Annotated in this window: 14 protein-coding genes and 6 pseudogenes; 16 read left to right on the top strand and 4 right to left on the bottom strand. The window is 61.4% G+C overall.

Features of this window, described 5'->3' with window-relative positions:
- The first annotated feature begins 53 nt into the window (after positions 1 to 53).
- From AB0O58_RS01420 to AB0O58_RS01405, 4 genes and pseudogenes are all read left to right on the top strand, one after another.
- Positions 54 to 794, top strand: coding sequence for a transglutaminase family protein (locus tag AB0O58_RS01420; protein ID WP_027498263.1), 741 nt, complete (start codon positions 54 to 56; stop codon positions 792 to 794).
- Positions 795 to 1188: 394 nt separating this feature from the next.
- On the top strand, positions 1189 to 2025 hold the full coding sequence (locus AB0O58_RS01415; protein WP_027498262.1) for an SDR family oxidoreductase: 837 nt from the start codon (positions 1189 to 1191) through the stop codon (positions 2023 to 2025).
- A gap of 46 nt (positions 2026 to 2071) precedes the next feature.
- Entirely contained in the window at positions 2072 to 3136 is a 1065-nt protein-coding gene (locus AB0O58_RS01410) for a BtrH N-terminal domain-containing protein (RefSeq protein WP_027498261.1), read from the top strand.
- A 438-nt stretch (positions 3137 to 3574) separates the two neighbouring features.
- Positions 3575 to 4770 (top strand): annotated as a pseudogene (locus AB0O58_RS01405) (IS110 family transposase).
- 146 nt (positions 4771 to 4916) lie between these two features.
- On the opposite strand, the pseudogene AB0O58_RS01400 reads toward AB0O58_RS01405, so the two are convergent.
- Positions 4917 to 5250: pseudogene (locus AB0O58_RS01400) on the bottom strand (integrase core domain-containing protein); the annotation flags it as partial.
- A 257-nt stretch (positions 5251 to 5507) separates the two neighbouring features.
- On the opposite strand from AB0O58_RS01400, the gene AB0O58_RS01395 reads away from it, so the two are divergent.
- The 11 genes and pseudogenes from AB0O58_RS01395 to AB0O58_RS01345 all read left to right on the top strand — a co-directional run bounded on the left by AB0O58_RS01395 (position 5508) and on the right by AB0O58_RS01345 (position 15392).
- Entirely contained in the window at positions 5508 to 6215 is a 708-nt protein-coding gene (locus AB0O58_RS01395) for an ABC transporter permease (RefSeq protein WP_228139276.1), read from the top strand.
- A 10-nt stretch (positions 6216 to 6225) separates the two neighbouring features.
- On the top strand, positions 6226 to 7089 hold the full coding sequence (locus AB0O58_RS01390) for an ABC transporter permease (protein ID WP_027498257.1): 864 nt from the start codon (positions 6226 to 6228) through the stop codon (positions 7087 to 7089).
- Between the two features lie 8 nt (positions 7090 to 7097).
- Positions 7098 to 8135 carry an MlaD family protein gene (locus AB0O58_RS01385; protein WP_027498256.1) on the top strand — a complete coding sequence of 346 codons (1038 nt, stop codon included), beginning with the start codon at positions 7098 to 7100 and terminating at the stop codon, positions 8133 to 8135.
- A complete protein-coding gene (locus tag AB0O58_RS01380; RefSeq protein WP_027498255.1) occupies positions 8132 to 9139 on the top strand; it encodes an MlaD family protein in 1008 nt (335 codons plus the stop codon). Before AB0O58_RS01385 ends, AB0O58_RS01380 begins: the two co-directional genes overlap by 4 nt.
- Positions 9136 to 10131, top strand: coding sequence for an MlaD family protein (locus AB0O58_RS01375; protein ID WP_027498254.1), 996 nt, complete (start codon positions 9136 to 9138; stop codon positions 10129 to 10131). The genes AB0O58_RS01380 and AB0O58_RS01375 overlap by 4 nt, the downstream gene beginning before the upstream one ends.
- On the top strand, positions 10125 to 11174 hold the full coding sequence (locus AB0O58_RS01370) for an MlaD family protein (protein ID WP_027498253.1): 1050 nt from the start codon (positions 10125 to 10127) through the stop codon (positions 11172 to 11174). Before AB0O58_RS01375 ends, AB0O58_RS01370 begins: the two co-directional genes overlap by 7 nt.
- Positions 11174 to 12211 carry an MlaD family protein gene (locus AB0O58_RS01365; RefSeq protein ID WP_032375375.1) on the top strand — a complete coding sequence of 346 codons (1038 nt, stop codon included), beginning with the start codon at positions 11174 to 11176 and terminating at the stop codon, positions 12209 to 12211. The genes AB0O58_RS01370 and AB0O58_RS01365 overlap by 1 nt, the downstream gene beginning before the upstream one ends.
- Positions 12208 to 13167 carry an MlaD family protein gene (locus tag AB0O58_RS01360; protein WP_027498251.1) on the top strand — a complete coding sequence of 320 codons (960 nt, stop codon included), beginning with the start codon at positions 12208 to 12210 and terminating at the stop codon, positions 13165 to 13167. The genes AB0O58_RS01365 and AB0O58_RS01360 overlap by 4 nt, the downstream gene beginning before the upstream one ends.
- A 48-nt stretch (positions 13168 to 13215) precedes the next feature.
- On the top strand, positions 13216 to 13911 hold the full coding sequence (locus tag AB0O58_RS01355) for a hypothetical protein (RefSeq protein WP_027498250.1): 696 nt from the start codon (positions 13216 to 13218) through the stop codon (positions 13909 to 13911).
- Positions 13895 to 14062 (top strand): hypothetical protein, encoded by a 168-nt coding sequence (locus AB0O58_RS01350; protein ID WP_155288583.1) that lies wholly within the window; start codon positions 13895 to 13897, stop codon positions 14060 to 14062. Before AB0O58_RS01355 ends, AB0O58_RS01350 begins: the two co-directional genes overlap by 17 nt.
- Before the next feature lie 49 nt (positions 14063 to 14111).
- Positions 14112 to 15392, top strand: a pseudogene (locus AB0O58_RS01345) (IS3 family transposase).
- A 221-nt stretch (positions 15393 to 15613) separates the two neighbouring features.
- On the opposite strand, the pseudogene AB0O58_RS01340 reads toward AB0O58_RS01345, so the two are convergent.
- The 3 genes and pseudogenes from AB0O58_RS01340 to AB0O58_RS01330 form a co-directional block, all read right to left on the bottom strand.
- Positions 15614 to 15980 (bottom strand): annotated as a pseudogene (locus tag AB0O58_RS01340) (IS30 family transposase); the annotation flags it as partial.
- 51 nt (positions 15981 to 16031) lie between these two features.
- On the bottom strand, positions 16032 to 17807 hold the full coding sequence (locus AB0O58_RS01335; RefSeq protein ID WP_045840685.1) for an IS481 family transposase: 1776 nt from the start codon (positions 17805 to 17807) through the stop codon (positions 16032 to 16034).
- Between the two features lie 109 nt (positions 17808 to 17916).
- Positions 17917 to 18942, bottom strand: a pseudogene (locus tag AB0O58_RS01330) (helix-turn-helix domain-containing protein); the annotation flags it as partial.
- A gap of 107 nt (positions 18943 to 19049) precedes the next feature.
- On the opposite strand from AB0O58_RS01330, the pseudogene AB0O58_RS01325 reads away from it, so the two are divergent.
- Positions 19050 to 19223, top strand: a pseudogene (locus AB0O58_RS01325) (IS3 family transposase); the annotation flags it as partial.
- Positions 19224 to 19319: the final 96 nt, after the last annotated feature.

Below are 19319 nucleotides of genomic sequence, written 5' to 3'. Positions count from 1 at the left end.
TGTGCACACAACAGCAACCGGTTTGCTCAGAATAGGGAACATCAGCGATGACCATGACAGACCGCCCGCCCGGGGCACATACTACGCAGACACCACACGCGTACCTGGGAGCAACGGACTTCCTCGACATCGAGCACGAATCCGTGCGGGCGTTCACCGCCGCGGCAATCGGGGATGCGAGCAGCGACCGTGACAAGGCCAGACGCCTCTTTGCCGCCGTCCGCGACCGGATCTGGTACGACCCGTACACCGTGTCGGACGATCCGGCCCACTATCGGGCGAGCTTCGTCCTCGAGACTGGGCGCGCTTACTGCGTCCCGAAGGCGGTGCTGTTGACCGCAGTGTGCCGGGCGGCGGGTATCCCGGCACTGCTCGGCTTCGCCGACGTCCGAAATCACCTGCAGACCGAGACGTTGCGCGCGCTGATGGGCGGCACCGATCTGTTCGTCTACCACGGCTACAGTCGCCTCTACATCGAGGGCCGGTGGTTGAAGGCCACGCCGGCATTCAATGTCGAGTTGTGCGCTCGTTTCGGCGTGCCGCCAGTGGAATTCGACGGCGATCGCGATGCTCTCATGCATGCCTTCACCGCAGACGGAGCTCAGCACATGGAGTATGTCCGCGAGCGAGGAGTCTTCGACGACCTACCCTTGAACGCGATCTTGACGGTGCTTCGGCACGCCTACGGCCCCACGATCTTCACGGGCGCTCACCCACTCGATGATGTTTTCACCGGCCGCACCCGGCCGGACGAAACTCCCGGGGATCGAAACTCGCCGCGGGAGTCTCGATGAACACAAGCGGTGAGAACATACGCGCCGAACCCCGTATCGCGGCCGACTGCCGATCGGTCGGAGCTCTCTCCGCGAACAATCGCGATCGTGAACACTCGGACCGCCTCGGACACCTTCGAATCGGGTGAGCCGATACCTGCTGGCAGAGCTGTGCCACATGACTGTCTCGTCGCCGCGGCCGTGGTAAGGCCGACACCGGAAGTTGCACCGAACAGACGAGACCCGTTCTGCCGCTGGGGTTGCGGCTGCGGGCGATGAACGACCGATCCGAACGCCTCCCCGGGCACGAGACGACGCGCGATACCCATATCCCTCTCCCGTGTGCGCAGCCGCTACCGCGAGAGCGGGCCGACAGGCGTCTACCGACGTCTCTCATCTATGCAAGGAGCGCAGCATGACGAACAACGCACCTCACACCCCCGCCAGGACCGTGGCGATCACAGGTGGAGCTCGCGGCATCGGCTATCAGACAGCGAAGGAGTTGATTCGACGAGGCCACCGGGTCGCCATCGGCGACATCGACGAGGCACGTGCGAAGGAGGCCGCCGCCGAACTCGGGGTGAAGGTCGTCACCCGACTCGACGTCACCGAACCTGACTCGTTCACAACGTTTCTGGACCTGGTCGAACGTGAACTCGGACCCCTCGACATCCTGATCAACAACGCGGGCATCATGCCTACCGGCCACGCCCACGAAGAGGACGATGCAGTAACCCGGCGGCAAGTCGAGATCAACGTCCTGGGGGTCATCTTCGGGACCAAACTGGCTCTTCAGCGCATGCTGCCGCGCCGCACCGGACACATCATCAACACTGCGTCATTGGCCGGCGAGCTCGCGGTACCTGGTTTGGCGACCTACTGCGCTACCAAGTTCGCAGTCATCGGATTCACAGAGGCCGCACGACTGGAGTACCGCAAGTCAGGGGTTCGACTGTCCACAGTCCGCCCGACGTTCACCAACACCGAACTCGTCGCCGGAACCGCCGGCGCAAAGGGATTACGCAACGCCGAGCCGGAGGAGATCGCCCGCGCGACAGCAGATCTGATCGAGAATCCACGCCCCTTCGTCCGCGTCACCCGTCTCGCCGGCGCAATGGTCGCGGCGGTGAAATTCGTCCCCCGGCGTCTGGCGACCGGACTGGGTGCGGCCCTGAACACAGATTCGGTGTTCCTCGCGGACGTCGACATGGCTGCTCGCCGAACGTATCTCGACAGAATCCGGAACAGCTGAGCGTGCCGACAAGCGCGCTCGACCAACCACCCGAAAGGCAGCCACAGTGACCCACACGACTCTGATCGAGAACTATCCCCACCGGATGGGAGGGCACTGCGGGTCAGGTGCAATGCGAGACCTTCTCCAGTGGCACGGTCTGGGATGGGACGGACCACCCGACGAGGGGTTGGTGTTCGCACTGGGTGGTGATCTGGGTTTGTCCTACCTGCGATCGGACGACCTGGTCCCACCGATGTACCTGGTCGGCCGCGGTGCCGACTTCGAGATCGACTTACCGCGCAGGCTCGGCGGACAAGTCGAGGTTCTCACGACCGACGATCCCGCTGAGGGATGGTCATGGGTTCGCGACGACATCGATGCGGGACGACCCAGTCTGGTCTGGGCCGATATCGCTGAGCTGCCCTACCTACGGGTGAAACTGCAGATGAGTCGTCACGACATCGTGGTGATCGGCTACGACGAGATCGGGGGGACTGCCTCGGTCGTCGACAACGATCGGGCCGATGTGCAGGAGATCCCGCTCGACGCGCTCGCTCGGGCGCGATCTTCCACCTCGTTCCCGCAACCGACACGTCACTGCACGTACCGAATCACATGGCCGCAGACACTGCCGCCCGTGTCGACTGCCGCGGCCGCGGCCTTCGCCCGATCCGCCGCCAGCATGCGCGCCCCATCGACACCGGGAATAGCCGACCACGTACCAGCGGCCGGTGCCGAAGGATTGGCCGCGGTCGACCAGCTGGCAACCGACGTCAAGAGCTGGGTCGACCTTCCGCCCGATGACCTCGAGACGCTGCTGTTCAGTCTCGGTATCTTCATCGAAAAGGCCGGAACCGGAGGCGGGCTCTTTCGTCGGCTTCTCGCCGACGGCTGTACCGAGATTGCACGTCTGACCGGTGATCCCGCTACCGCAGACCTCGCGGTGGCCGCCGATCACTGCGCCCAGGCCTGGACCGAAACTGCCCGCGCCGGAACACAACGCGGTCTCGATGTGCGAACACGCGCAGCTGCGGTGGCCGTGTCGGCTGCCGAACTGCCTGCACTCGAGCTGATCCTGGTGGAGTCCCTGGAGTCTGCTTCACGCTCGCTGTCCGCCATCACGAGATGATGCCCATCGTCGTTCGACGGCGCGCGGTAGACGGTGCATCGCACTGTGCTGCAGCCGCTCGTGCCGGATCGCCGCAGGCGTGCGGAGGCACCGAACGACCGAAGAGTTGCCGGACGGAACGGTCGAACGCCTCTCGGTGGACGCTGCATCGATGCCGTGTCGTTGCTCGGCAACAGACCCTGATCCCTGCCCCGCGCCGACAACAATTCAGCCGCCAACGGAAGCCTTCGATGTTCGCGGTCACCGTTTTCGGCTCGACGGCCGCGTCGTGTGCGCTATCGGGCCAGGCCCGTTATCTTCTAGCTGATACTTGAAACCGAGGGCTACGGTAGCCAGACCCGGTATGACTTCTCGCCCCTGTCATCGATGATCCGGGGGGTGGGGGGGGCTGTCGCCGGGTGTTGACGTCGGATCGGTGACCGGACGAAGGACTGCTTCATGGCCACGAGCTACGCCGTGTTTTGCGGCATCGACGTGGGAAAATCCGAACATCACGCCGTCGGTCTCGCCTTCGACGGAACCCGTCTGTACGGCAAAGCCCTACCCAATGACGAGGCCCGCCTGCGCACAGTGTTCGACCGCCTCGCCACGCGCGGGCCGCTGTTGATCGTCGTCGATCAGCCTAATACGATCGGCGACGCCCTGCCGGTCACCGTCTCCCGATCCTGCGAGCACCAGTTCGCGTCCCTACCGGGTCTGTCGATGCGCCGCATCGCAGATCTGTATCCAAGGCAAGCCAAAACTGATGCGCGGGCCTGCGTTCATCATCGCCGACACGGCCCGGACCATGCCCCACACGCTGCGACGAGTCGATACCGGTGATGACACACTCGCCGAGCTCGGTGTGCTGATCGGTTTTGATGACGATCTCGCCGGTGAAGCAACCCGCGTCAGCAACCGAATCCGCGGACTGCTGACCGGCATTCACCCCGCGCTCGAACGAGTCCTCGGACCGCGTGTGACACACCCGGCAGTGCTCGAGATCCTGTCCCGCTGCGGTAGCCCCGGCGGCATCCGCGCTGCTGGTAAGCGGAAACTGACCGCTTCGCCGCCAAAAACGCGCTCAGGATGGGGCAAGACTGGTTGCGGAGATCTACGCCGCACTCGAGGCTCAGACGGTAGTAGTGCCCGGGTCTGCGGCTGCCGAGACTGTTCTACCCAAACTGGCGGACTCGCTCAAAGAGACACTGCAGCAACGCAACACAGTTGGCTCGGACGTCGAGAGGATGCTCGGTGCCCACCCTCTTTCCTCGCTCCTGATCTCGATGCCAGGCGTCGGAGTCAGGACTGCCGCACGCATCCTTCTCGAAGTCGGTGACGGATCGGCATTCAAATCAGCAGGACACCTGGCCGCCTACGCCGGCATCGCACCCGTGACCCACCGATCCGGCACCTCGATCCGAGGTGAGCATTTAGCGTGATCAGGAAACCGCAAACTCAAACGCGCGTTGTTCCTTTCGGCCTTCGCCGCGCTGCACGACCCCACCAGTCGCGCCTACTACGACCGCAAGCGAGCCGAAGGCAGGAAACACAACGCCGCGCTCATCTGCCTCGCTCGACGCCGATGCGACGTCCTGTACGCCATGCTCAAGAACAAGACCCTGTACCAACCGCCCGCAGCTCACGCAGCTTGACAGAAACCATAGGGACACGTTATTGAGGCGTGAGGTTCACCCCAACGGTACCAACGGCAGCGGTTGTACCCGCGTTCGCCGACGATCACGGTCGGATGCCGTGCGTGGGGTTGATCTGCCGCGAGGATTTCCGACACTGGAGATGACTATTCTGAAGCCGCGTTTGCGGACTGCCCGTAACTGTAGTGGACAGCGTTCGGGGTTCGGTACCCGAGCGCCGAATGGCGGTGTTGTGAACTGTAGAAGCCGTCGATGTATCTGACGATGTCTTGTCGTGCTTTGCTTTTGGTGGAGTAGATCGTTCGGTAGACGCATTCGTTCTTGAAATCAGCGAAGAAACTTTCGGCCATACTGTTGCCCCACAACACCCCGCGAAGACCGCATCCGCGGAGAGCTCACGAGAGCCCGGTAAGCCCGGTAAGCCCGCGAGGTACATACGGCAAGTTCGGAGTGGAAGATCGCTCCCGGCTCGATCCGGGTCAAGGCTCTAAATCGAGATGGCTCCGTTCACTTGGGGACACGCCAACCTCTCAGGTGATTAATCCGACGGGGATTACCCGAAACCATGTACCAGGTACTGCACGTACCTGATACTGTGCGAACACCTTATCGCGACGAGCTGCGCAGACAGAAGAGGAGAGACCGGTATCTATACAGAAATTGCTGGTCGAGCGACAGCCAGTCTTGTGACCTTTGGAAATTCGATTGCCCTCGCCGGCCAGGCATTGCGGTGGGCCGTGCGCGATATTGTCACCGGACGGTTTCCGTTTCGGGAGTTTGTCACACAGACGTGGTTCGTCATCACCGTAACGACGTTGCCAGCGATCCTGGTCGCGATCCCGTTCGGCGTTATCGTCTCGGTGCAGGTCGGAAGTCTAACCCAGCAGGTCGGGGCCACATCTATCGCCGGAGCCGCCGGTGGACTCGGGATCATTCAGCAGGGGGCACCGATCGTCACCGCGCTCCTGCTCGGTGGTGCGGCAGGGTCGGCCATCGCCTCTGACCTTGGCGCACGCACCGTCCGTGAAGAAATCGATGCCATGGAGACGCTCGGACTAAATTCGACACGTCGACTCGTCGCACCTCGATTCGTCGCGGTTCTCATCGTCGCTCCGATGTTATGCATGCTCATCGTGTTTACCGGTCTCGTGGCCGGCTACATCCTTAGCGTCAACGTCCAGGGCATCACGCCGGGGAGCTACGTCGCATCGTTCGCATCGTTCGCATCATCGGCGGACATCCTTGTAGCGCTGATCAAGTCAGTGGTGTTCGGTCTCGTGGTCGTGACAATCGCGTGTCATCGGGGCCTGTCCACGAAAGGTGGCCCCAAAGGTGTGGCCACATCTGTCAACGCCACCGTGGTCCTAGGGGTAGTGGCGTGCTTCGTCATCAACGTGTTCATCACCCAACTGACCATCATGTTCGTCCCGCAGACCATCGGATGACGGAGAACACGTGACCGCAGTACCATCCACCCGTTATAGTTTTGTTACTCGTCCGATCGTGCGTGCTGTGACACCCCTCGCTGAGGTCCCCGCGCAGCTCGGGCACATTACAACATTCACCATCGACACCGTCGCCGGAATTCGGCACGTCGCAACCACCTATCGACGACAGACGTTTTTATTCATACAGGAGTTTGCCTGGGGACGAGGCGCTGTACTGGTCGGCGGGGGTACCGCGATCGTGCTTGTGATTCTCGGAATGGCTGTCGGGGCGTCCATCGGCATCCAGGGCTACGCCTCGCTAGACCTGGTCGGGATGGGGTCTCTTACGGGATTCATTTCGTCATACGCCAACACTCGAGAGTTGGCACCGATGATCGCCGCGATCGGTTTCGCAGCCCAGGCCGGCTGTCGCCTCACTGCGGAAATAGGTTCGATGCGTATCGCCGAAGAGATCGATGCGCTCGAGTCGATGGCGGTGCGGCCGATTCCGTACATCGTCAGCACGCGTGTGGTCGCGGCGATCACTACCATCATCCCCCTCTACATCGTAACGCTGATACTCAGTTTCGGCGCGGCCAAGCTGGTCGTCATCCTTTTACACGGCCAGTCGGGTGGCACCTATGACTTCTATTTCGATGCGTTCCTCAAACCGCAGGATTTGGCGTTCTCAGTAATCAAGGTCCTCGTTTTCGTGGTGTCGGTCGTCATCATCCACAGCTACCAGGGTTACTACGCCAGCGGCGGAGCAGAAGGCGTCGGCCGCGCGTCTGGTCGAGCGATCCGCAGCAGTCTCATCATCATCGTCGTGGAGGACATGATCTTAACCCTGTTGATGTGGGGTTTCGATTCGGGCGTCAAGATTTCGGGCTAGGAGTTCAAGTGGCTGTATTTCAAGATCCATCAGGACGCGCGCCCTCACTGGCGAACTTGACCCTGCGCGGGATCGGGGTTCTCGTCGTAGTGACGGTTGCCGGCTATCTTCTGGCGGGCAACGCGACCGGAAAATATGAAGACAACACGACAGTGACGATCACCACCGACGCGGTTGGTGACGGGTTGAAGGGCGGATCGGAGGTGAATTATCGGGGCTTCACGGTGGGCAAGGTGTCCTCGGTGTCGGGGCGCGACCAAAGTGTAAATGTGAAAATCGAGCTCACCGGAGTGAACGACGACATCCGGTTGCGTCAGGGCATGGCCGTGAATTACACGTCCGCCAGCGCGCTGGGGCCGACGGCACTGGAGATTGTCGACCCCGGGCGGGGAGTCCTCATCCGTGATGGCGGCAGCGTCTATGTGAGCAAGCTGCAGTCCGAACACACTTCGGTATCGACCCTGATTCGAAAACTCTCGAAGCTGGTCGATGCTCTCGATCAGCCGGCGTTCAATTCTGTGGTGAAGTTTGTCGTCGATGATTCCCAAACGTTTGCCGATGCCGGCCAGCTCATGTTCCAGATCGCGCAGCTCACTCGGGACGTTCAACAGCGGCCAGTGGGCCAGGATTTGGCGATCGCGGCAGACCTGTCCCAGGGCGTTGCCGACTTCATGACGCCGTTCGTTCCGGGCATCCTCATAAACGTCGACGTCGCTGACTTCTTCGCCACCGACGAGGCCATCAATCAGGCCACAGGCAACCTCAACAGCACCGGCGAGGTTCTGTTCGGGGGACTGGGAGGACTGTTGAGCGAAAACTACCCGGCGTTGAGTTCGGTACTGGACGTCGGCCTCGATCTGGCGAGGCCGGTCGCCAGATCGGCATCGGGACTCGCGCAGACCATTTACACCATCCCGCAGATCCTGGACAGCATCGACAACGCCACGCCGCAAGTCGGCGAGCGAGTACAACTTCAGGTCGCCCTGGTAGTGCAGACGTCACCTGCGCTGCAGAGCGCGCTTGCAGCAGGAGGACCAAGAAGATGAAGCTCAAGTCGTTAATTCCCACCATCGTCAAGATCGTCGCGTTCGCCGCAGTCATCGGCGTTCTCACCTACGTGATCATCGCCATCCTCGAACCCAGCTCGGACGGAGCGAGTTCTGAACGGTCTGCGGTCTTCTCCGATGCATCTGGGCTCAAGCCTCGCGACGGTGTGCGTTTGGCGGGAGTAAAGGTCGGTTATGTGACGGCGATCGGCCTGAAAGGGCCCACCGCGGTCGTTCATTTCCAACTGAACAACGACGTCGCGATCACGTCGAGCACCACCGCCGCCGTGCGTTATCAGAATCTTCTCGGACAGCGATATGTCGAATTGATCGGTGCGGCACAGGGAAAGACACAGGGGGCGGCGCTCACACAGGTGGCACTCGACAAGACCGTTCCCTCATTTGATGTGTCCACCTTGTTCAACGGGTTCAAGCCGGTGTTCGACACGCTTAACGCCGACGAGATCAATGAACTGCAGTCCAACTTGTTGCGCGTTGCTCAAGGTGATGGGAGGGGTATATCGCCTGTTCTGGAGCAGGTCGCCAACATCACCGCCTACGGGGACCAGCGGTCTGAGATCATCACGAATATCGTGACGAGTCTCGGCCAGGTCTCCGACCAACTCGAAGGCCGCTCGGCGCAGCTGGTCGAACTCGTCGACCAGCTGGGATCGATCGTCGACGCCTTCAGCCGCGTGAGTGACCGGTTGCGGGAGTCGCTGGGCGAGGTCAACCGGTCCATGGAGAAAACTGTCATCGCCGGGGAGCAACTTGACTCAACGTACGACCAGAGTTTCGCGACGATCTATCAGCGTCTGGCGCGAGAACCCGGGGAGTTGGAGGGGCTGCTGAATGGCGCGGTACTGCTCAAGCCCCTTATGGACTCGCTGAACGCTTCGACGAATTCCACGCCGAGTGAGGCACGATGTTCGAAAGGCCTTCTGCCCCTGCCGGATACAGCCACGATTGCGCTTATGGGGCAACGATTGGTGGTGTGTAAGTGAGGTTGTTCAGTCGAAATCGACCGCATCACCAGTCCGAACGCAGACGCGACCTCATCGTCGCCGCTGTGGTGGTGGTGACCGTGGTGGTCGGTCTGGTAATCGCCGGGACCGTGTATATCGCACCGCCCGGCCAAAAGGTGTACTCGGCTCAACTGGTCAACACCGGAGGGCTGGAGTCGGGTGATCAGGTGCGTATAGCGGGGATAAGACAGGGAACGGTGTCGTCGGTGGACCTCGCGGGAACGTTTATCACAGTCGAATTTCGACTCGACGACTCAGTGCCAGTCCGTTCGGATGCCACCGCAGCGGTTCGCCTGATCACGCCGATCGGCGGGCGAGTTCTCGATCTGGACCCAGGGTCAGGACCGACCTCGCTGTCGGGGGCGATCCCCCTTGTTCAGACATCGAGTACTTACGACATTTCGGACACGCTCGAGACGACGACGCCGGTGTTCCGCGATGTAAAGGGCGTCGATCTCCGTCAGACTGCGTCGCTGCTGCAGAATGCGTTCTCCGACGGCAACACAAACATTCCCGACGCACTGAGGAACACCAGCAGTTTGATGGAACTCTTAGAGCGACAGTACGGTCAGCTCGACAAAGCGGTCGCTCTATCCGATGAATACGTCAACGCTTTCGCCGATCAAAAACAGGTGCTGGTCGACTTTCTCCGTCAACTCAGCTTCCTTGCCAGTACGCTGGGACCTGATATCGATAACGTCCGCGGCGGGTTCGACCTTCTCAGTCGTCTGTTCAAACTTCTCACGAGGCCGCTCGTGGCTTACAGCGATGGAATCGAACCGTCTGTCCAACAATACAAGACGCTCCTCGACAAGGTGTCGTCAGAGCTGCCAGGCTACTCCGATGCCCTGGCCCAGGTTGATCAGATCACTCAGCGCCTCGGCGTCCTCCTCCAGGCGCCGGTCGGTGCGTCGACTACCACAGAACCAGAGGTTCGTGTGTGCATTCCGAGTGGTGACGACAAATGTTGACTACATGGATCCGAAGACTGTTGCTCCTGATCGCCGTGGTGGTTGTGGTGGTCGCTAGTGTGGAAATAGGGGGGAGGGTGTCCGACGACACGCGCTCCCTGTGTGCCGAGTTCACCGACGCATCGGGCCTCTTCGAAGGCAACACAGTAGCCATGCTCGGCAAGAAGATAGGCAGCGTCGTCGGGGTGCACCAGAATAGTGATCAGTCCGGTGTAAGGATCGACATGCGGATCGACAAGAGCGTTCCGCTGCCCGCCGACGTCGGCGCGACTCTGGTGTCGACATCCATCGTGACCGAACGTCAAATCGAGTTCACCAAGCCGTACTCTGATGGAGCCCGATACGAGACGGATCAGTGCATTCCGTTGAGTAAGACGAGAACCCCGCTGGGAATCAGTCAGACGCTCGACTCGATCAGCAACTTGTCCGAGGACCTGGTCAAGGACAACGGCAGGAACACCGACGCGATCTTGCAGTCCCTCGAGCTCGTCTCCCGCAATCTAGAAGGAACGCAGGGTGACGTGGCCGGGATCATCAAGGACTCAGCCACGCTCATCGACGACCCGGCAAAGCGGGATATGCAGATTCGCAGCATCGTCGGGAACCTCGCCGCACTGACGGGGGTGGCAACCGAGAACGACAAAGAGGTGACCGCCCTCTTCGACAACTTCGTAGGTGCCATCGAGGTCATCATCGCGTTCGGCCAGACCTTCGGCTCGGCAGTCGAGTACGCGGGGACGTTCGTTCCGATCCTCTCGAGGTTCGCAACAGATTTCGGTCCCCCGATATTCGCGATCGGTGATGCTGCCGTTCCGCTCATCGCCGACATGGGAGAGCAGCCGGACATGGTGGTAGCGATCGCAGCCCGCACGGCAGACCTCATCGTGAAACACCCCGATGCCAAGTCAATTGTGCAGGCGTTCGCAGTGTCGCTGCCTTTGCGAAGCCTGGTCGGTGGCTGCGCCGCGCCGGTGGCAAACGGAGTCTGCGGGTCCAGCGATGTATCGAGGACGATCGCAGGGATGATGGGGGGAGGGGCCTGATGATCTCGGTCAATCGCGCATGCCTCGGACCCATGGTGGTCGCACTGATGGCAACGATAGTTTTCGTGACATCGTGTGGGATCAACGCCGACAATCCGCCGACGATAGCGACCTCCGACGCGGACGGTTACGACATCCAGATGGAGTTCACCAGCGCACTCAACTTGCCTGCCCTCGCAAAAGTTCTCTCGGGGGGAATCAGCGTCGGGTTCGTCGAAGATGTCACGTACGAGAACGGGCATGCGGTCGTGAAAGCTCGCATCGACAACACGACTCAGCTGCCGGGGGAATCGCGGGCTGAGCTGCGTCAGGACACTCTCCTTGGTGAGATCTACGTTGCCATCCTTCCCCCAGCCGAGCCGTCGACGGGTGCCTTGCTGCGGTCGGGTTCGGTGATCCCGTTGGCACGGACCGAGCCGGCAGCAAATGTCGAGGACGTCATGCGCGGGATGTCGAATGTCCTCGGGGGCGGTGAGCTCGACAAGATCCACACCGCGATCTCGACATTGAACACCACGTTCCCCAAGGACTTGCAGCAATTCGACGCCCTATACCAGACAACGCTGGAGACCGTCTCGGAGGTCTCCTCGAATACCGACAAACTCGACGTAGTGTTGAGGTCGGCGGATCAGACTCTGAAAGTGATCTTGGACGATCCGTCGGGAATCGACCGGATGCTGACCAAGGGCGGACGCAACTTTTCTGGCCTCGGCTACTCCCTGATCGAGGTCGCGTTACTCATCGCCAACTTGCGTGATTTCGCAGTGTCCGCGGGCAGGATCGTGGATCCGGAGTACTTACGGATAAAGGAGTCAGTGGCCGGGATCGCCCCGGTGATCGATTCGATCGCCAACTCCGACATCTACTCGAAGTCCGTCACGGAGCAGGCAACGAGCGTCATCCGCGACAAACTCATTCCATTCGTGCGGTCGCCCGACATTAACCTCTCGGACATCTCCATCGATGGTCGGGACCTAGCGCGGCGTGACGCCGAATCCTTCGTAACCGTGTTGAGATCAATCGGAATGATGCCGTGAACCGCAGCAGCACGCTCATATCGATACTGGCTCTCGCCGTCGTGTTCGTCGTAGGGCTCGGCTACCTCGTCGTCGGCGTGGCACACATCAACCCCACCCGCTCCGAGTACTCCTTAACCGCCATCATCGACAGCTCAGGCGGTCTGCTGGACACATCGCCGGTGATGGTGCGGGGGGTACCCGTCGGAAAGGTGTCCTCGATCAACGTCGCGGATTCGGCAATTAAGGTCGAGATGACGATTGATTCCGACCACAAGATCCCCCAGGACAGCGAGATGTCTATCCAGAATCTGTCGCTCGCGGGGGAACAGTACATCAACTTCGTGCCCGCGGGCACGGCAACCGGTGGGTACTTCGATAACGGAGACGTGGTGCCCGCGGACGCGGTGCACGTGTCGCAATCGGTTCCCCAGGTGTTGCCAAAGTTGGCTGCAGTGGCAGATGGGCTCGACCCGGAATCGATCGAGTCCATCAACAAGACCGTCGCCGAGGCCGTCGCCGGACGGCAGGACGACCTCGACACGATCGGCGACATGATGCACCGTGTAGTCGATTTCGTCGGCAAAGATGGGTCCGTCCGGGTGACCGCAGACAACGCCGAGTTCCTGCTCGGCCTCTTGGCCGATGCCGGGGACGTCCTCAGTACGGCATCTGTACGCACCCCTGACGCCGTGAACGGGCTGGCGCGGATTCAACGGGCGTTCATCAGGTTCACAACCACCTCGTACGACAAGTGGCCTCCCGTGTTGAAGCTTGTGGAAAAGCTCAACGGCTATATTCAGATCCTGCAGCCGGATCTGCTGACGATCACCCGGGCGGTGAAACCGGCGACCGAGAAAGTTGCCGACACATACGTCGACTTCGGGTCGATCGGCGACCTCCTCGGCCGGACTTTCCCGGCGTCGCGACCAGGTCGCGCCGAGGTCCCCGTCACCGTGTCGCCGCCACTACGGTGACGCCCCGTCCGCAAGCGACTGTCACCGTTATTACACAGAAGGTCCCACATGACAAATGACGACCGAACGAAACCGCACCCCGAGCCCACTGAAGTCGAGGACAGCGCGGCCGCAGCGACGCCGGATGGCGATCTACTGATGGACGAAAACGCCCCAGCCGCGTCCGCCGTAGCCACGGCTGGGGCTGGAGACAGCGACGTCGACCCCCCCTCGCCAGGTGGGCACCGCTGGTCAGCATCGCCGCGATCACGTGCCGTGGTGGTTTCGGCCGTGATCGTGGTGCTCGCTGTGCTGGCCGGCGTGTTCGCCTACCTCTACCTCGAGGCCGACGAAGCGAAGTCGGTATTGGAAAACGACGCCGCGCAACGGGCCGCCGCGGCGAAGGCCGCCTCGGATTACACGACCAGATCCCTGACCTACAGCTACCAGAACACCGACGCCTTTTTCGCGGCAGTCAAAGAGGACGCGGGTGAGGCTCTAGTCAAGCGGTACGACGAGGTTCGGCCGACGCTAACCCAGATTATCCAGCAGGCCCAGGTGCAGGCGTCGGGACGCGTTCTGGCCACCAGCGTCACCGGTGAAACCGGTGACGCCGACGGAGAATACACGGTGATGGTCTTCGCGAGCCAGAAGACGCAGAACGTGCAGAATCCACAACCGAGTGAACTGCCGACATTGTTGAAGGTGGTCGTGACGAAAACCGCCCAGGGCTGGCAGATTCAGGACTATGGCCCAGCTGAATGAGACGGCTGCTCCGCAGAAGGAGTTCCACGAAGAGCAAGATGCAGGACGGTACTCATTCTTCGACGCGGTCGCAGATGTCGGCGGGGTCGACGCCGGTGAGGAGTTGGGTGATCTCTTCGGGTGGCGGGTGCCCCCTCGATCGGGTCAGTGATCCGTCCCGGTGTTTCCGGAGGGTTCGTCTCAGGGAAAGATGAAACCTCATGGCAGCAGGATCGAAGCGGTACTCGGCGGAGTTGAAGAAGGATGCCGTCGACATGGTGGCTCGGTTGGTGGCGCAGGGCGATACCGAGTGGGCGGCGATGCGCAAGACCGCGGATTTGCTCGGTGTGGGCGCCGCTGAGACCGTTCGTCAGTGGGTTCGGAAGGTACCCGTCGACGGCCCGGGCAGCACTGTCGAGTTACGTGCCGACGCCGAGGTCATCAGGAAGTTGCGTCAGGAGAACGCCGAACTCAAACGGGCCAACGGGATACTCAAGGCGGCGTCAGCTTTTTTCGCGGCCGAAATCGACCGGCCACACCGATAATTGTGGACTTCATCGGCACTCACCAGGGAAACCGGGTGGGTGCCGATGGTCTTGTCTGGGGTGTCGACTCGATGTGCACGGTGCTCTCCGAGCACGGTATGCACATCGCCCCGTCCACGTACTACGACCATGTCACTCGGGTGCCGTGTGCCCGAATACTGTCCGATGCACATGTCATCGATGCCATTCACATGCTCCGGACGCGGCAACCGCTCGCACGGGTTCTCGGTTCGCGGAAGACCTGGATTATGTTGCGCAGCAGCGGTATCGAGGTAGCTCGATGTACCGTCGAACGACTAATGCGGGAAATGAGGTGGCACGGTGCGCTCAAAAAGAAAGCGGGTCCGCACCACCGTCGCCGATCCGACCCACCCGCGGGCCGAGGATCTGGTGAAGCGCCGGTTCACCGCGGTGGCACCGAACCGGCTGTGGGTCGCCGATTTCACCTAATGCCGCACGATGTCGGGGTGGGCGTTCACGGCGTTCGTCGTCGATGTGTTCGCCCGGAAGATCGTCGGGTGGAAGGTCGCATCGGAGATGACCACCAGCCTCGTCGACACCGCCATCACTAACGCGATTGATTCCCGAAAACGTTCTGGTGTAACTGCTTTGAGTAATCTGATCCACCACAGTGGCGCTGGATCCCAGTACACGGCGATCGCATTCGGGCAGCGTTTGGCGCAGGAGGGCATCGCGGCGTCGATCGGAACGGTCGGCGACAGTTACGACAATGCCCTTGCCGAATCGGTGAACGCCGACTACAAGAATGAGCTCGTCGACAACGGCCCTCGCTTCCCCGGTGCCGCGGAATTGTCGTTGGCCACCGCACAGTGGGTCGCGTTCTACAACCGCGAACGCCCCCACAGCTACTGCCACGACCTCACGCCCGACCACGCCGAGCAACTCCACTACGATCGCACGCGCACCCTCAATCCGGAGGAGGCACTCACGCAGTGAGCCCTCCGGAAATGCCGGGACGGATCACAGTTTGCGAGTGGTCGAACACCGACAGAATCGGGAATGTCGGGATTTTGCAGGCCTCCTCGCCGTGCCGACGGTCGAAGACACAGCGATGGTCACCACGGCGCTGAAGACGGCGTTGCGGCGACGAGATCACGGTGGACACCGCGTCGGCTCAGGGCTCATCCATCACAGCGATGCCGGCAGTCAGGGCGGATTTAACCTGTCGTCGCAACACAGTGCCGTGAAGCCGAGTTCATCTGCTCTGCAAGCACTTCCGCTGGGGTTCGCCACCCAAGTGTTTTGCGCGGGCGGTTGTTGAGTGCATCCGTCACGGCCTGAACGTCACTTCGACGGTATCGAGCGAGATCGGTTCCCTTCGGAAAGTATTGTCGCAACAATCCATTGGTGTTTTCGTTCGTTCCCTGCTGCCAGGGGCTGTACGGGTCGCAGAAGTACACACGGATCCCGGTTTCTGCGGTCAACTCCGCATGACGTGCAAGCTCCGCCGCGGTCCCAGGTCACCGATCTGCGCAGGTGCTCCGGCAGCGGTGTCATCGCAGCCTGGAGTGCATCGCAGACCGACTGACATGTATGGGCCCAGGACATCTTTGACCGATTGTCATCGACACATCGTTACCCGCTTCTGGGGCGGTGGGCGTTGAAGTTCCGAATGGGTTTGGTTGAGGTTCGCGCGTAGACGCCGAGCTCGGTGGTTCCGTCGAGGACCCGAAAGTAGTTGTCTTCGACCACGACAGTCACGATGGTTCCGGCATGGGTACGGCCGACCTTGAGCAGCTGACCGGTCACCATGACCCGGCCGTCTTTCGGGACGCGTCGCTGTACGGTCTGCGGTCCGGCCGGCGGCGGCGCGGGCAACGTTCCCGTAGCTTCCCGTGCGCCGGTCAGACCCGCGAGCTGGCTGGCATCGAGCGGGTTCGGCAGTGTCGCGAGCAGGACGTTGTCGACACTGGCGTGGATCAGCCCTGAGGCGATTCGCAGCGTCACTCGTGTTCCCGCTCTGTCGGCTCCGAGGTGAAGTCGGTGACCGGCGAGGATGACGGTTCCGTCTCGTCCTGCGGTTCGGTCGACCTCGATCGGTCTCGGTTTGGTGGGCAGGACTGCGGTGTCTACTGCCGCTGTTGCCGGAGATGGTCGGCCCTGGCGTGTGCCGCGCATGGCGAGGCGTTCGAGGTCGGTGTGGGTCAGTCGCGAGCGCACTGTCTTGATCACGGTGTCGTCGAGGATGACATGAATGCTGACCAGGTCGATCCACAGGGTGACGGTCCGTCCGGCGTGGTTGCTTCCGATCCACAATTGTTGCGCTCCAGCGACATTGGTCACGCCGCTCGGTGGTACCTGGGTGTCGAGCTCGATTGCACTGCTGCTTCTTTCACGGCCCACCGTTGTCAGGCTGGAGCTTGCAGCGGTGAGAGTTGATGACGAATCGGACTGGCCGTTGTCGGTTGTTCCGTCGTGATGCTCGTGGTGGGCTCGCGCACGGAACAAACTCGCGGGTGTTGCCATGTCCAGACTCTGGTGGGGCCGCAGGGTGTTGTAGGCGTGCACCCATTCGTCGAGGGCGGCTTGGGCAGCAGCGATGTCGGCGAATGCGCCTGCCTCATCGAGGAATTCACGACGAAGGGTTCTGTGGAATCGTTCGATCTTGCCAGTTGTGGTGGGTGAATGGCGTCGGGTCAGTCGTGCGGTGATCCCGAATTCTCGGCATGTTCGCTCGAACAGCACTTCGGCCGGCAGCGGCCGAGTGTGTTTACCGGTGAATTGTTTCCCGTTGTCGGTGAGTACCTCGAACGGCGAACCCCACTTGTGGATGGCAGCGATGAATGCTTCACATACTGCGTTCCCGGAGGGGTGCTCGAGGACGGTTGCGGTCACGATGAATCGTGAGTGGTCGTCGATTCCGGTCAGCATTTTGCACTCGCGTCCGCCGACGAGGAACATTCCGCCGACGAGGTCGAGCTGCCATAGGTGCATCGGCGCTTCGCGCTGCCAACGTTTGTAGACTCGTTTATGTTGTTGCTCTTGATGATTGACCAAGCCGTTGCGGACGAGCGTTCGGTGGACGGTCGCGCGAGATGGGGTTCGGTCTCCGATTTCTTTGCTTAGCTCGAAGCAGATGCGGCGTGCGCCCCACCGCCGGTGATGTCGTCGCATCTCGCAGATGAGGGCTTCGATGTCGGGCTGGATACGGTTCGGGCTCGCATGCGGTCGTCTCGACGAGTCGACAAGTCCGTCGATACCCGAGTTTTCGTATCGCTTGCGCCACGCTGTGACGGTCTGTCTGGAGACGCCGAATCGCTCGGCGACGTCGCTGACCGGTGAGCCGTCGTTGACCTCGGTAATTGCTCGGAAAGCGGACCTGGACAGTGAGTCGTTCGGCGATGTTGGCATCGGATTCGAGGGGCTGAGGGGAAGGCACACCCAACGATCACCAAAGCTGGTGAAGCGTCAGATATGTGCCGATGACGTTCCGTCAAAGATGTGTTGAACCTTTACACGTCACCGACTCCGATCCGTAACCGGACAACGCCGGCCTGTTCTTCACCGGGGGCGCATCCCAGTACCCATCCTTACGTGGCAGATGCAGCAACGTGGTGAATCTGCTGGTGCGTTCGACAAGCGTACCCACTGTGGACCTGCCCAGCCCGATGATCAGACCTCCTTCCCAATGCCCTGGCGTTTTGCGATCAGCGACTTCGTCTGGCCGCGAGCCGATGGTGACGTCATCGGTGATGAATCCGGTGCGGAGCTTCTTCGCTCGCGCCCTCGGCTCGCGCAATGCTCGTCCGGTGCGCAGGCACGCCACCAACTCTCTATCCTGCGCTCCACGTCCTTCGATGCAGAGGGATTGGTAGATCGCTTCGTGGGAAATGCGCATCGACTCGTCGTCCGGGAAGTCGATCGGCAGGCGGTTGGCGACCTGTGCCGGGCTCATGCGCTGGCCCATCGTCGGTCCGCTCTCCGTGCCTTGTTGCGTCCCTTCCACGATGCGAACGGGCCGACAACCTCACCGTTTTCGTCGCGGATCACGCCCGAGAGCACTTCCTGTACGTACTCTCGAAGAGGTTCGTGTTCAACGAGTTTGGCTACCTTGGGTCGCCTTGCCGCAAGATCGGCTTCCATTGCGCCACTGATGTGCGGTACTCGACCTTGCCGCCGCGGGTGGCAGCGTTGCGGCGGAGTTCTCGCGAGATCGTCGACGGTGATCGCCCCGATCTGGTCTGCGATATCTCGCATGCTCATACCGTTCGCGCGAAGCAGGGCAATCTCCTCACGTTCGTGAAGGTCAGATACCTCCCCGTGGGCGGGGCCAAGTCAATCGGCGGCATACCTCCAGCGTGACGGAACCACCGTGAACCCACCGGCCCCGACACGCCGCAAGCGGTGCCGCGTCTTCACTGGTCAACCCCAACGCGATCTGCGCCCAGAACTCGCGTTCGAGATCTCGGCGTACCGGCGGACGACCCGGAGATTTCATCACCGCCCGCCCAGTCAACGTCGCCGCCCATTCTGGTGGTCGTCCCATCGAAACACCCTCCATCCCTTGAGGTGTTGCGTCGACCGGTTGAACCTGGTCAGTACACGTCGATCGCGTTCGCGGGAACGCTTGCGCTCGAGGGGATCGCGGCACCGATCGGCAGCGTCGGGGATGTGTAAGACAATGCGTTGGCCGAGAGCACAATTGGGTTGTTCAAGACCGAGGGAGTATCGAAGAGAGGCCCGTTCCTGAACGGCCCGCTAAAGACCATCGACGATGTCGAGTTCGCCACGATGGGATGGGTCGACTGGTTCAACCAACGCCGCCTCCCACAGCACCCTCGACTACCTCACACCAGACGAATTCGAGAAGGCCTACCACAGTCAAGAATCGGCTCTCCGCCCGGAGATGTTGCAAGCGTAGGA

Origin of the sequence: Rhodococcus sp. NPDC080181, from assembly GCF_040702225.1 — a bacterium.
In the GTDB taxonomy this organism is placed as follows: Bacteria; Actinomycetota; Actinomycetes; order Mycobacteriales; family Mycobacteriaceae; genus Rhodococcoides; species Rhodococcoides fascians.
Note: the sequence above shows the minus strand (reverse complement) of the source record. Positions and strands in the feature narration are given on the sequence as shown.

Coding starts and splice junctions, on each gene's coding strand:
- AB0O58_RS01420 (WP_027498263.1), top strand. CDS start 54: ATGACAGACCGCCCGCCCGGGGCACATACTACGCAGACACCACACGCG.
- AB0O58_RS01415 (WP_027498262.1), top strand. CDS start 1,189: ATGACGAACAACGCACCTCACACCCCCGCCAGGACCGTGGCGATCACA.
- AB0O58_RS01380 (WP_027498255.1), top strand. CDS start 8,132: ATGAAGCTCAAGTCGTTAATTCCCACCATCGTCAAGATCGTCGCGTTC.
- AB0O58_RS01370 (WP_027498253.1), top strand. CDS start 10,125: ATGTTGACTACATGGATCCGAAGACTGTTGCTCCTGATCGCCGTGGTG.
- AB0O58_RS01365 (WP_032375375.1), top strand. CDS start 11,174: ATGATCTCGGTCAATCGCGCATGCCTCGGACCCATGGTGGTCGCACTG.
- AB0O58_RS01355 (WP_027498250.1), top strand. CDS start 13,216: ATGACAAATGACGACCGAACGAAACCGCACCCCGAGCCCACTGAAGTC.
- AB0O58_RS01350 (WP_155288583.1), top strand. CDS start 13,895: ATGGCCCAGCTGAATGAGACGGCTGCTCCGCAGAAGGAGTTCCACGAA.
- AB0O58_RS01335 (WP_045840685.1), bottom strand. CDS start 17,807: ATGCCAACATCGCCGAACGACTCACTGTCCAGGTCCGCTTTCCGAGCA.